Source organism: Dictyobacter formicarum (assembly GCF_016587435.1).
Genome location: NZ_BNJJ01000007.1, coordinates 290,345 through 304,338, shown reverse-complemented (window position 1 = coordinate 304,338; position 13,994 = coordinate 290,345). Strand labels below are relative to the sequence as shown.

Annotated in this window: 9 protein-coding genes; 6 read left to right on the top strand and 3 right to left on the bottom strand. The window is 52.3% G+C overall.

Going from position 1 to position 13,994, the window contains the following annotated elements:
• Positions 1–2: 2 nt before the first annotated feature.
• The 4 genes from JMI88_RS14470 (at position 3) to JMI88_RS14455 (ending at position 6,259) form a co-directional block, all read left to right on the top strand.
• Positions 3–863, top strand: a complete 861-nt coding sequence (locus tag JMI88_RS14470; protein WP_201362573.1) for an ABC transporter permease — start codon at positions 3–5, stop codon at positions 861–863.
• A 1-nt stretch (position 864) separates the two neighbouring features.
• Positions 865–1,680, top strand: coding sequence for an ABC transporter permease (locus JMI88_RS14465; protein ID WP_201362572.1), 816 nt, complete (start codon positions 865–867; stop codon positions 1,678–1,680).
• A 346-nt stretch (positions 1,681–2,026) separates the two neighbouring features.
• Complete coding sequence (locus JMI88_RS14460; protein WP_201362571.1) at positions 2,027–5,593, top strand: protein kinase domain-containing protein; 3,567 nt, start codon at positions 2,027–2,029, stop codon at positions 5,591–5,593.
• A 339-nt stretch (positions 5,594–5,932) separates the two neighbouring features.
• Positions 5,933–6,259: an EthD family reductase gene (locus tag JMI88_RS14455; protein WP_201362570.1), complete on the top strand. Its 327-nt coding sequence runs from the start codon at positions 5,933–5,935 to the stop codon at positions 6,257–6,259.
• A 93-nt stretch (positions 6,260–6,352) separates the two neighbouring features.
• Here the strand turns inward: JMI88_RS14455 and JMI88_RS14450 are convergent, their stop codons facing one another.
• On the bottom strand, positions 6,353–8,176 hold the full coding sequence (locus JMI88_RS14450) for an N-acetylmuramoyl-L-alanine amidase (protein ID WP_201362569.1): 1,824 nt from the start codon (positions 8,174–8,176) through the stop codon (positions 6,353–6,355).
• A gap of 424 nt (positions 8,177–8,600) precedes the next feature.
• Here JMI88_RS14450 and JMI88_RS14445 point away from each other — a divergent pair, with 424 nt between their 5' ends.
• Positions 8,601–9,773, top strand: a complete 1,173-nt coding sequence (locus JMI88_RS14445; RefSeq protein ID WP_201362568.1) for a glycoside hydrolase family 183 protein — start codon at positions 8,601–8,603, stop codon at positions 9,771–9,773.
• A gap of 170 nt (positions 9,774–9,943) precedes the next feature.
• Here the strand turns inward: JMI88_RS14445 and JMI88_RS14440 are convergent, their stop codons facing one another.
• Together JMI88_RS14440 and JMI88_RS14435 are read right to left on the bottom strand one after the other, a co-directional pair.
• Entirely contained in the window at positions 9,944–11,086 is a 1,143-nt protein-coding gene (locus JMI88_RS14440; protein ID WP_201362567.1) for a DUF2264 domain-containing protein, read from the bottom strand.
• A gap of 194 nt (positions 11,087–11,280) precedes the next feature.
• Positions 11,281–12,474, bottom strand: a complete 1,194-nt coding sequence (locus JMI88_RS14435; protein WP_201362566.1) for a PLL family lectin — start codon at positions 12,472–12,474, stop codon at positions 11,281–11,283.
• A gap of 415 nt (positions 12,475–12,889) precedes the next feature.
• On the opposite strand from JMI88_RS14435, the gene ahr reads away from it, so the two are divergent.
• Positions 12,890–13,912 carry an NADPH-dependent aldehyde reductase Ahr gene (gene ahr, locus JMI88_RS14430; RefSeq protein ID WP_201362565.1) on the top strand — a complete coding sequence of 341 codons (1,023 nt, stop codon included), beginning with the start codon at positions 12,890–12,892 and terminating at the stop codon, positions 13,910–13,912.
• Positions 13,913–13,994 lie beyond the last annotated feature (82 nt).

The following is a 13,994-nucleotide window of genomic DNA, read 5'->3' as shown; positions in this document are numbered from 1 at the left end:
CTATGCAGACAGAGATAGGAATGGCACCCGGCGCGAGAATCGTAGCACGCCTGGCGAGGCGCGCTCGCCTCTCTACGTTAAAATACCTGGCCATTTTGCGTGTGAGTATCCTGAACAACCTGGCCTACATCATAGAGGTGTTCTTCCGCGCATTACTGCTGGTCGTATTGGTCTTCGTGCTGACCCAATTGTGGAAAACAACCTTTACCCTGCGCAGGACGCATGTCCTCAGTGGCTTTAGCATCGCCGACATGATCTGGTACCTCGTGGCCGCCGAGGCCATCGCTCTGAGCCTCCCGGCGCTTACCAGGCGCATCGATCAGGAGGTCCGTTCCGGGCAGCTGGCCTATCTGCTGGGACGCCCGGCCAGTTATGTGCTCTACAACTATGCACACTACCTGGGCGAGCGCCTGGTGCGCCTGTTGATGAATGCACTGATCGGCGCGCTGCTTGCGCTCATCATGGCTGGCGTACCACATTTTACCTGGCAGGGACTGCTGGTCTGGCCGCTGGTCGCCTTGATCGCCCTCAGCATCGATTTCGTGATGCATTTTAGCATCGGCTTGCTGGCGTTCTGGAGCGAGGAGACCCAATCGTTCTCACTAATTTTCAGTCGGCTCACGCTGGTGCTGGGAGGCGTGCTGGCCCCGCTTGAAATCTTTCCGCAGCCACTGCGCAGCATCGCGCAAGCCTTGCCGTTCAGTGCCATCCTCTATGGACCCTCGCGCACGCTGGTCCATTTCGAGGCTGCGCGCCTGGGCACATTGCTCATACAACAAGGTCTGACACTGCTGGTTGGCACCATGATTATGCTGACCATCTACTATGCCGCCGTACGTCGCGTCAATATCAATGGAGGGTAGGATGGAACGCATTATGACCTGGCTCAAGCTCCTCACATCAGAAATCCGGCTCATTCTGGCCTACGTAGTCGCGAACACGCAGTCCGCGCTCGAATATCGTTCCGCCTTTATCGTGCAGGTCATTTCCATGGCCGCCAACGACTCGCTCTGGCTCTTTTTCTGGTGGAACTACTTCCAACAATTCCCGCTGGTCAACGGCTGGAAGAGCACCGATATCGTCATCTTATGGGCGGTCTCAGCCTGTGGTTTCGGTGTGAGTGTGGCCATCTTCGGCAATGCGCGCCAGATTCCCACACTGATTATGAACGGTGGCCTGGATGCCTACCTGGGAATGCCTCGCTACGCCCTGCTGCACGTGTGTATCGCGGCGACCGATCCAGCGGCCTGGGGTGACATCATCTTTGCCGTTGGCGCCTACCTGCTCCTGGTGCACCCGGATCCGGGCCATATTGCTCTCTTCATCATACTGGTGCCGCTTGCCGCACTCATCTATACCTCATTCCAGGTGCTGCTTGGATCGCTGGCCTTCTTCCTTGGCAACACCGAAGGTATGTCTCAGCAGCTATTTGGCGCCCTGATCTCGTTCAGCACGTATCCGATGGACATCTTCAACAACGTGGTACGTGTGCTACTTTTTACTGTGTTGCCAGCGGGCTTCATCTCGTTTGTGCCGCTGCAGCTACTGCGCCATTTCTCATGGCCGCTACTGGGTATACTGTTGGGAGCGGTCTCAGCCTTCACGCTGGGCGCCATCGCCCTCTTCAGCGCTGGCCTCCGCCGCTACGAAAGCGGCAACCTCATGGGCGCGCAAATCTAACGACGGAAAAACCCCTATGTTCGCCCTTGCGGGTAATACATTTCATTTATGAGAACATCGAAGAACCAAACGCAACAAGAAAAGCGGAATTCCCGTAGGTGCGGCCTTCAATGGCCGCTTGCCGCCCGCCGCAGCGTGGCGGCCCTGTGCCCTCGTCGTTCGGCCGCTCGTGGTGTGATATGGTGCCCAAAAGCGAAGGTCCGCTTTTCTTGTTGCGTTTGCTTCTTTGCTCCTTTGCCCATCAATACTCGATGGCGTAAAAGTTGTGAATTTTGTCGTTTGTCTAATGATGTGAAATTTCTAGTGTCAGATAGATGACCGATCGCGTATAACCATAGGGGGTGGCATGATCGATCTGGTAGGTCACCAATTGGGCAATTATCGTGTGCTTCGCCGGTTGGGTGGTGGTGGATTTGCAGACGTTTATCTGGGGGAACAGATCCACCTTAAAAAAGATGCCGCAATCAAGGTGGTGCGTACGTCTTTTACTGAGGAGCAAAGCGCCGCTTTTTTGCAAGAAGCACGTATCCTGGCGCATCTCAAACATCCGCATATCGTACGCGTCCTCGATTTTGCTGTTGAGGCTGGCATTGCGTATCTGGTGCTTGAATACGCTCAAGGTGGTACATTACGCACCATATGTCCAAGAGGGGCCCGGCTTCCTCTCGATACGATTTTGCGCGTTGTCAGGCAGGTGGCCTCGGCCTTGCAGTATATCCACAACGAGGGCCTCGTCCACCGCGATGTCAAGCCTGAGAACCTCTTATTGGGTCCACAGGGAGAGGTCCTGCTCAGCGATTTTGGCCTGGCGGTCTTTGCGCCACCCATACATCTCTATAGTACACAGGCCAGTGTTGCCTCTGGAGCAGGTACCTTATCCTACCTGGCGCCCGAACAATTACAAGGTTTGCCGCAGCCAGCCAGTGACCAGTATGCACTGGGTGTCGTCCTCTACGAATGGCTCACTGGCACGCTGCCATTTCAGGGCTTGCCTATCGAGATCGCTATGCAGCATTCGTTGACGCCTCCTCCTTCCTTGCGCACGTTGTTGCCCGATCTTTCCCCCGCCGTCGAGGAGGTGGTGTTGCGAGCGCTGGCCAAGGAGCCAGGGCAGCGCTTCGCCAGCGTACAAGACCTGGCGATGGCCTTAGAGCAGGCTGTTCAGGGCACGCTCCACACCACGCCCGCGTCTCTCTTTCCTCTTCCCATCACTGAGGAAATTCCTTCTCTGGGGAGTAGTGGGAAGACAGAATATCCTTTGCCCACACCAGTAATGCGCGGGAACGCACCGGCCTTTCTCACGCCGCTGCTGGGGCGCGAGCAAGATGTGGAACATGTGTGTACCTTAATCCAGCGGCCAGATATACGTATCCTGACATTGGCGGGGCCGGGTGGCGTTGGGAAAACTCGCCTTGGCCTCGAGATCGCCAGCCGCCTGTGTGCTTCCTTTGAAGATGGTGTCTGTTTTGTCTCGCTGGCCCCCATCAGCGATGCCCAGCTGGTCCTGTCCACTATAGCGCGACAGCTTGAAGTGAAAGAGGCAGGAGAGCAATCCATCCTTGATCTCCTCATCGCCGCGCTGCGGGACCGGCACCTGCTGCTGTTGCTGGATAATCTGGAGCAGGTCGTGGCGGCAGGACCGCGGCTGGCGGAACTTCTGGCTGCCTGCCCGCGCCTCAAAATCCTGACCACCAGCCGCGCCCTCCTGCACCTGGATGGCGAGCGTGTATTTTCGGTCCAGCCGCTGGCCCTCCCTGATCTTCAGCAGCTTCCTGCGCAGGATGTGCTCGCTCAACAGGCCGCGGTCGCGCTGTTTCTGCAACGGGCACAGGCGCTGCAACCCGATTTCCGGCTGACCGCCACCAACGCACCTGTCATCGCGGAAATTTGTGTGCGCCTGGATGGCTTGCCGCTGGCGATTGAGCTGGCGGCCGCGCGCAGCAGAGTGCTGCCGCCACAGGCACTGCTGGCGCGGCTCTCACAACGTCTGGTGCTGCTCACCAGGGGAGCCGTGACGCTGCCGGCGAGGCAGCAGACGTTGCGCAGCACTTTGCAGTGGAGCTATGATCTGTTGGCTAGCCATGAGCAGTGCCTCTTCAGATACCTCTCCATCTTTGTGGGTGGTTTTACACTGGAGGCCGCAGAGCAAGTGTGCGGCGCGCTACAGCGGGATGACCAGGATGCGGTAGGATCGATCCTGGATGGCGTGGATTCGCTCCTGGAGAAGAGCCTGCTGTATCGGGTGGAACGGCCAACGGATGAATCGCGTCTCGCTTTGCTTGAGACGATTCGTGAATATGGCCTGGAATGCTTGAAAGCAAGTGGGCAGTTAGAGATTATCCGTCAGAGTCATGCTTTTTACTACCAGGAGCTGGCACGCGAAGCCGGGGCAGATATCAGTAGCCCTGAAAAGGGAAAATGGCTCGATCAATTGGAGCAAGAACAGGATAACCTGCGTGCCGTCCTGAACTGGTTGCTCGCGCAAGGCGAGGCGGAGCAAGCCCTGCGCCTGTGCAATGATCTGTTCTGGTTCTGGTGGACGCGCGACCATCCGCGTGAAGGGCGCATGTTTCTGGAGCGGGGACTCGCTGCTCTTGGGGACGTGCTGTGCGATACTCGGGGCTGGGCATTGCAAACGCTGGGCATATTGGTCAGCAACCAGGGCAACTTTTCCCATGCGGTGGAACTCTGGCAAAGCAGCCTGGCGCTATTCCAGGAGATGGGCGGCGTACTGGGCAGTGCCTGGGCGCTCAGCAATATTGGCATTGCGACCATGTACCAGGGTGAGTATGCCAGGGCGCAGCAGATCTTAGAGGAGAGCCTGGCCCTTTTTCGGGAGCTGGAAGATCGGGGAGAAAGAGGTCCCTCGCAAATAGGCTCTTTGCCCGTGTCAGGTGGCGTTGCGTTCACCCTCCATCGTCTCGCCTCGATCGCTAATCTTCAGGGGGAGTATGCACGCGCCAGTATGCTTGCCGAGGAGAGCCTGTCGTTCTTCAGAGCGACAGGAGATAGCATCCGGATTTCCCCCATTCTGGAAATTCTGGCAACGGCGGCCCTTAATCTGGGAGAGTATACCCGCGCCTGGGACTTCCTGGCAGAGAAACTTACACTTGACCGCGAGAATGGTGTCAAGCGCATTATTGGTATTACGCTCTCGCTCCAGGGACAACTGGCGTTGCTGCAAGGAGATTTGGATAGAGCGCACGACCTGCTCGCAGAGAGCATTGCCATTTTGAAAGAGATAGCATCGAACTGGATGCCATCACAGGATAATCTGGCCGAGTCACTCTCCCTTTGTGGAAGAGTAGTCGCGCGCCAGGGAAACATCGCTCGAGCACGAGCGCTCCATGAGGAGAGCCTGGAGGCTGCGAGACATATGGCAACTCCACAGATTCTCGCCTTCAGTCTGGAAGGACTCGCCGAGGTTGTGGTGTCCCAGGGCAATCCTGCATGGGCGGTCCGACTCTGGGGGGTGGCGGAATCTCTCCGCGAAACCAGAGGAACGCCCCTACCAGCTGCCTGGCGTCCCGATTATGAGCGCTCGATTGCCAATGTCCGCGCTGCGCTCTCTGAGCAGATGTTCTCCGCCCTCTGGGCGACAGGACGAACCCTGCCGCTGGAACAAGTTCTTGCCGATCAGGAACCCGTGTTATCGCCCCCTCCTGCGCACGCCGCAATCAAGCCTCCTGTGAAGGCGGTCAAGTCTTCTCCTGCATCTTCCGACAGGCTCACCCCACGCGAGCTGGACGTGCTGCGCCTGCTGGCTCAGGGCCTGACCAGCGCTCAAATTGGCGAGCAGCTTGTGATTAGCCTGGTCACAGTCAATTCGCATGTGCGCTCGATCTACAGCAAGCTAGGGGTCACCACGCGTAGCGCAGCGACCAGGTACGCCATAGAACATCAACTGCTGTGAGGCGAGGCCGAATCGCCTTCAGATATATGGCCAACTTAACCTGCTTGCTACTCATTGTTTACGGCATCCCCACTCTTCCTCATCATCATATAGTTAGAAATAACTATTACTCCTGGGTGGTTTCTCATCACACATGAATAATAATTACTCAGTTCTAACGATGTTATCACAGCCATAATAAGCTAGACTGGTGTTGTGAGCACATCCAGGGGGGAAACTTGGAAACTGCGTGCCCACTTTAGTAGAGCATAAGAAAAAAGACACACTTCTTTTTTTCTTATGCCTGCTCTATTAACATATTCGGGTGAGGAAACGATCTTTCTTCAAGGAGGAAACTCTGTGATTCAATTGACTGTACTTTACGACCACCCGCAGAATCCAGAAGCCTTTGATCGCCATTATCAGGGGACGCATGTTTCGCTGGCAAAAAAGATTCCAGCGCTCAAAGGCTATACGAGTGCCAGGTCGACAGCGCTCTCTCCGCAGGAACAACCACGCTATTACCTGATTGCCAACCTGTATTTTGAAAATATGGAAGCGCTGCAATTTGCATTGCAATCACCAGAAGGCCGGGCCGCGGCGAGTGATTTATCAAATTTCGCCACTGGCGGTGCCGTTCTTGTAGTAGGCGAGGTAGAGGTGTACGATCCAGTAGCAATGAGCTAACGCTTCTCAGGAGGCCGTAATTTAAAGAATTTCCGGTGTTTTACAATACATACGCTATTGCGTATGTATTGTAAAACACCGGAAAAGCATTATTTATTGCCCGCCCGTTCCCTGGACAGTCGTTACAGAGCTGGCAGGTACCCAGGCTTCGCGATGATTATAGTTGATCTCATACCAGAGGTTGCTGGTGCCGTCCTCATTCGTTGTGATGACAGACACAAAGATGGAATTGTTCGGTGCATATCCGATCGCGGTTGCGCCAGTAGCTGGCTTTCCATAGATCGGAATATCCTTACCGTTAGTTGACGTCAGGGTCACTGCTGTACCCTGTCCTGGTACCACTGCGTCGGGCGGGACCGCCAGCCAGGCCAGGTGAGCATGCTGCACGAGGCTGGATGGTTTGCTATGCGCCTGGTCCGACTCACCATACCAGATTTCGTACATCATATTGCCAGTGCCGGCTGGATCTTTCACTTTGGCAAGGTAATAGTAGTTCATGTTGGTTTCGACGTTGTTCGTTTCATCGGTTATATCGCTTGGACTCCCTAGTTGTGGAATCAGGCCAGATTGAGTACTGGGACCCTGGTACAGGTAGAAGAAATTGAAATTGGCCGGGGTCTCAGTTCCTTTGTTGCCAAGCGGGTGAACAGACGTACTCGGGTTCAGTGTGATGATATGCTTATCGGTTGGTCCATCAGCAAAGGGGACGCCCTGCTTGTGAATGAGATTCAGATAGTAGGTCCAGAGCCAGTAGGGACCTGGATCAACGTGGTTGGTGCCCACAAAAGGCGAAGGAACCGTACCATGCGAAACCACATGTTCATGATCCAGGGGAATGTTGAATTTATTCAACAGGTATGCCGTGAGCTTCGCTGAACCCAGGTATTGAGCCGCATTGTACCACTGGAAGCCGGTTGCATCCCAGCCGATATGCTCAATGCCGATAGAATGCTGATTGTACCAATAGTTGCCAACCTGATAACCAACATCTTTATCGTGCAAAAATTGATAGACCGTGCCATCGGTATCCACCACATAATGAATGCTGACGCCGCTATTGGGGTTCTGGAACACATTCATGGTACCTTCCAGTGATTCCTCGGTGTCATGGATGACCACGTAATTCACTGTCAGGTCATTCGGTCGATCAGCACTTTCATAGGTGCAAGGATCAACGGCAGCCACGATATTGCAGTCGAAGGTATTTGGATCGACAATACAATCAATCGCTCCGGGATAGTCTACATTTCCATCATTTGTGCAGCCAGCGGCAGGTGAAGGAGTCTTTACCGGACCCGCCGTTGCAGTATTGGGCTGCACATTTTGTGGAGCAACCGTCACAGTCTCTCCTGTGTCCGTCTGCGCGCTAAAACCACTATTGAGCAACTTGTATAAAGCATCTGCATACATAATGGCCGTTGAGCGCACCATAGAATGGCTATACTGCGCGACCTCTCCATACCAATCAGCCAGCTTCGTTGGAGCGGTATGAGTGGGGGAAAGCTGAATCGACTCATCCTTCAGAACCGCGGCGCCACCGCGAATATTCAAGGCGATGTCGTTTTTCAACTGATTGGTCGACACACCCAGCTTCTGAGCGGCTAAGGTCAGCGTATCGGCGCGCTTATTCTGGATCAGGTGCATACAGCCAAAGCCATTATCCAGGCTCGGCTTTCCATTGTGGTTGCTGAGACGACCCTCCATGTAGCAGAGCGCTTTCAGCAACTCAGCCGGTACACCAAACTCCTGAGATGCCTGCGCAACAGCGTCATTGACGGTGCTGCTTGCCGTGGTGGCTGCCGTAGCCGCATGAGCGCTGGGACTGGCCACACCCATAGCGGTAGTAAATAACAAACAAAGAAGTAATGGAAGCAATACGAAATACTTGAAATACGAAGATTGTGGACATTTTTGCATCCGTGCAAAACCTCCAACATATAGGTTCAAACATACTTTTTTATGTATGGATGAACAAAGAACAATAACAATACTATGATCATGAATCTTTCACATAAAAATATGATCATACTAATAACAAGCAAAATGCCCGGTTCCTATTTCATAGTATAAAAACGTATTAGTGATCTGTCAATAAAAGAGCCAAATCTGTTTATACTACACTTAGCAACGTTATCGTTGTCGAGAGAAAAATCGGCTTTTGTGACCAATACATCTCACTTTCCTTGACATATGCATCAATATCCGTCTATACTTATTTTTAGTCTCCATCGCCAGTTTGTGAAAACGTTTACACGGATTCGCAGCGTAAAAAAACGCCTACAGCTTTGTATTAAAAAAACATTTTCAAACAAACCGTATCTGTGGAAAGGAATCTACTTAAATGGCAGAAAAGAAGAATGCTGGTCAGCAGGTTGCTCCAAACGGAAAGAATGAAGTAACGAGACGGCAGCTATTGGTGAAAGGAACGGCTGCGGTTGTGGCAGGATCGGGACTGATGATGCTTACAAAGCCTGCCTTAGCAAGCACCCAATTCCAGGCCAACGTCACTTCAACGACTCAGCCACTCGCTAAAAGTAGTGACGCTACCTATCAGATTGCGAGAGAGAACGGTCCAGGATCAATCAATCATACAGATACTCTATGGGGGCTCTATGGTGCGGACTTAGGCCATATGTTTATGCATCACGATAAGATGTACATGGTATTTGGAGATGGCTTCGGCGGGCCTGCCGCAGATCCCTTTTTCTCCCAACCCCATGGCGACTGGCGAAGTAATACCATGGCCTGGATAGACCGGCCGATGTCACCATGGAACGGGCTGTCCTTCAGCGGAATGATCACTGATAGGCCTGGACATGCCAAAGAATTGCTTTCTTCAAAAAAAATACCGGGAGATGAAAATACGGTCATCCCGACATACGGTGTATCGGTGGTCGATCGTATGTTTTTACATTATATGTCCGTTCGTGAGTGGGGAGCACCGGGTCATTGGACTTTGAACTATTCGGGCCTGGCTTACTCGGATGATGAGGGCCAGAATTGGACCAAAGATATGAATGTCACCTGGCCCGGAGACAGTAATTTCGGACAGGTAGCGATTGTAGAACACGAGGAGTATCTCTATTTCTTTGGAATTCCAGGTGGGAGATATGGAGGTATCCAACTTGCTCGTGTGCGTCCGCAGGCGATACTCGATAAGACGGCTTATCAATATTGGAATGGCAGCTCCTGGCTGGCTAATAATCCTGCGGCGGCGGTAACGATTGTTCCTGCTCCTGTCGGAGAACTCTCCGTGCGCTGGAATTCCTACTACAAAAAGTGGATAATGATGTATTTAAACGATCCCCAGTACAGGGTCGTCTTGCGCACCGCTGATAGTCTGACTGGACCCTGGAGCCCGGAGCAGGTAGTCGTTACTGGCCAGCAATATCCACAGCTCTATGCTCCTTACATTACTCCTCTCTGGAACAATGGGCCCGATGTCTTTTTCACCATGTCGATGTTTGGTCCCTATAGCGTCTATTTGATGCATACAACCGTAAAAGGTCTATGAAAGTAAGAGCTACTCATCGCTGGTGGGGTAGCAATCCATTTATCCTGGAGGTCCTCATGGCACATTTGTTGCAGGGACCTCCTTCTATGTTCTGTGGTGCGCATCCACGTCGCTTGACAACCTGAAGAGAAAGCCTTCCTAACTGCTGTTAGAATTTTATAGGTAAGCAGCTATAATGCGTGATCAATCGGCGTGCTGGTGCCGCCCCAGGCTTTTTGGGCTGTCCAGAGGGCCTGGCCCTGCCAGAAAGTGTTATCCGCAGGCAGGCCCAGCGGCAAGAAAACCGTTGCGCATAGATAAAGACTGCCCGTCGAAATATAGGGTTCACCCAGTTCTGGCTGATGACCACTGAGACCGATGGTGAGCCAGCCTTGCTCATCGAACGTGCCAGGCATCTCCAGAACGCGTTTGATAACGGCCGTCAACGCGCAGCGTACCTGGGCTGGTTGCAGCGTTGGGTCGAGCTCTTGCCGCAGGGCAATCTGTGCCAGCAAGTGGAAAGCACCAAAGCGATACGTGATAGAGCGACCGATCACCGGATAGGTGCCCTCGGGCGAGATCATGCGCTCTTGAATGACGGCGTAGCGGCGAGCACGTTGTAGAATTGGCTTGCGTAGAGCTTCCCAATCGGAGTGCAGCGATCCAACATACTCAATTATATCTATAAGCATAGGATGGATGACAAAGCTATTATAGTAATCGGCATGAAACGGAGGACCATCGCCATAGGTGCCATCGCCGAGATACCATTGTTCGTGTTGCTTTAATGCGTAATCAATGCGCATGGGATCATAGCCGCTCTCGCCCGCGTGATAGAGGGCGGTTTCGATTATCGCGCTAAATAACAACCAATTATTGGGATATGGTTTGCGGCTGCGCGTCAATTTTAGTGCTTGCACGATATTGCGTTTGACTGGAGACTCAAGTTTTATCCATAGTTCAGTGGGAGCACGTAGCAAGGCCTGGGCCAGGAAGGCCGCATCGACGATGGGTTGCATCGAGTAGTCAAAATTGCAATAATCGGGTGAAGAAGGATCGGTTGCAGCATCAAGTGCCTGCCGAGCCAGGTGAGCGTAACGCTGGCGCAACTGTTCTTCCTGTTCGTTATCATGAACTTTTTCCAACCAGGGCGCAATGCCAGCCAGTAGCCTGCCGATGGCTTCAAGATGACTGAACCTGGCGCGTTTCGCATCCCTGGCCTCTACAGGCATACGCTCTTTTAATGTACGAGCGGCCATGTTCGTGAGAACTGGTTCAGCGATCCGGCTGAGAGAACGTATCCAATAGAAGCGATCGCTATATTCCGGATTCATGTGCGATTTTCCTTTCGGCACCTATAATTTTTGAATGCAACTTTATCTAATCATAGCATGCTTCCAGGCCAATCATGTGCCTTCTAACCAAAAAAAGGCAGAAAAGCAAAGGCTCAGTGCTTATCTGCCTTTTCTGTATTTAGAGGTATTGCGGTCTAAATTGAATTATCTCCCTTGGAACGTATATCTGGCGCTTATACAGCTCCAGCTGCACCGACATCCGTGAAGCGCAGAGTTTTACCATTGTTCTCCTGGTCGTTAACGTTGCCAAAGTAGGGTGTCCAGGTGCCATTGGAGAAGCGGATGGTGTGCCAGAGAACATTTCCCTTATCAATAGCCGTCACGTGGAGCGTGTCCGCAACATTGGCGCAATCAACATCTGTGAAGCGTAAGGTTCTGCCGTTTCTCTCCTGATCATTGACATTGCCAAAGGAAGATTGCCAGGTGCCATTAGAGAAGCGGATGGTATGCCAGAGGACCCCGTTCCGATCGGTTGCCGTCACATGCAGGTCACCGCCAATAGAAGCACATCCTACAGATGTGAAGCGCAGAGTTTTGCCGTTGCTTTCCTGATCATTGACATTGCCAAAGAAGGATTGCCAGGTGCCGTTGGCGAAGCGGATGGTATGCCAGAGGATGCCATTTCTATCAATAGCGCACACATGTAGATTTTCACCAATGGTCGCGCAATCGACATCCGTGAAGGAGAGTGCGTTGCCATTACTCTCCTGGTCATTGACATTGCCAAAGGAAGATTGCCAGGAGCCATTGGAGAAGCGAATGGTGTGCCAGATGGCTCCGAATCTGGTCAGGGCCGTGACATGCAATGTATTGCTTGCCGTGCCTGCACAACTCACGTTAGTAAAACGCAAGGCACTCCCATTGCTCTCCTGGTCATTGACATTGCCGAAGGCGCCCTCCCAGGTCCCATTGGGGAAACGGATAGTATGCCAGATGATGCCACTTCTCTCCAGAGCAGTGACATGTAGACTATCAACAATTCCTGCGCAATCCACATCGATGAAGCGCAGGAAGCGGCCATTACTTTCCTGGTCATTAATAATGCCAAAGGAAGATTGCCAGGAACCACTGGGGAAGCGAATGGTGTGGTAAAGCCTGCCATCGGTAGCCCTGCCACAGGCCTGCAACCGCGTCGTTCTCAGAGCTTTATCCTTATTAGTAGTCCGTGATGGTTGCCGGGTAGCTGTAGCAGCCGCAGCGTCATGTAAGTGTCCATCTAACAGGTGCAGTCCTATCACGCTCGCCCCGATTGTCAAACTTTTCGTGAAAAAAGCCCGGCGAGCAATGGAACGAGATGAAAGCACCATCTTGCTCGTGCTTCGTCCCTCTTCTTGTCTCTCCAAAGGAGTATCCTCCAATAAAGCCATATATGCCTTCCCTTCTAACCTCTCCAGCGGAGATTTTTATCTTTATAGAGCGTTAATTCACTATTTTTAGTGTACCTGTGAAGGAAAATAGTGTTGATATAGAAGCGCTATTTTGCGATCCAATGCCAGCCAATCCCCACAGAAGCTGGATTGGCTGGCATTGGGCAAGGCTACAATTTTTGACAAGGATCTTTTTACGATGACAGAATGGAGTGGCAACGTTATTCAACGGAAGTAGTCCGGATAACTTTGGAGGGAGATTTGAAGGGGCGGTTTATAGCGGTGCTACATTCTTCATGAAGATGAATAGATTCTCCTCGGAGTTGAAAGGCAATGGACCTGGCCTGTTGCGGATAGAAATGGACGAAGATTTTTGATGTTTCCACTACATGTCGATGTGTGAGAGGAGAAAGAGATGTCAAAGATACGTGCGTGGGCCGCTCAAGAGCCAAAGCAAGCACTCGTTCCTTATGAATATGATGCCGGTGAACTCGGTCCAGATGAGGTTGAGATTCAGGTTGAGAATTGTGGACTATGCCATTCCGATCTGTCAATTCTGGATAACGATTGGGGAATTTCATCTTATCCACTTGTGCCGGGGCATGAAGTGATTGGCAGAGTGGTCGCACTTGGAGAGCATGCTAAAGGTAAAGGTCTGAGTATGGGACAACGTGTTGGGTTGGGGTGGACAGCGGCGAGCTGTATGCATTGTCGTCAATGTCTTTCGGGCAACCAGCATTTGTGTCCTGAAGCTTTACCAACGATTGTGGGGCATTATGGAGGATTTGCCGAGCGCGTACGCGGACAGTGGGATTGGGTAATTCCAATACCCGAAGGTGTTGATGCAAGCTCAGCTGGTCCACTCTTATGTGGTGGTATTACCGTTTTCTTTCCACTCTATATCTTTGGTATCCGACCGACTCAACATGTGGGCGTGGTTGGAATTGGTGGTCTGGGGCATATGGCACTCAAATTTGCTTCGGCGTGGGGGTGCGAGGTAACTGCGTTTTCTTCGAGCCTGGCAAAATATGACGAAGCAAAATCTTTTGGAGCACATCATGTTGTCTCCAGTCGCGATCCAGAAGCAGTGCGCGCCCTTGCTAATTCGTTTGATCTCCTAATTGTAACTGCAAATGTGTCGCTTGATTGGCCGATATGGATAGCTGCATTGGCTCCTCAGGGGCGCTTGCACTTTGTAGGGGTAGTACCCGAGCCAGTGCCGATCACTGTTTTTGATCTGATTGGTGCTCAGAAGAGTGTTTCAGGATCACCAGCAGGCTCACCGGTTGCTATCGCGGAAATGTTAGATTTCTCAGCCTTACACAATATTTCACCCCAGGTTGAACATTTTAAGATGAAGGATGTGAACAAAGCACTCGATCGTCTGAGAGCTGGTGAGGCGAGATATCGTATTGTACTTGATGCAGATTTTGCGTAATGATTTTTATCTGGTGCAAAATGTGCGTAGTGCGCACATTTTGCACCAGATATCCGTGCTCTCGATTTTTCTTATCGTGCGA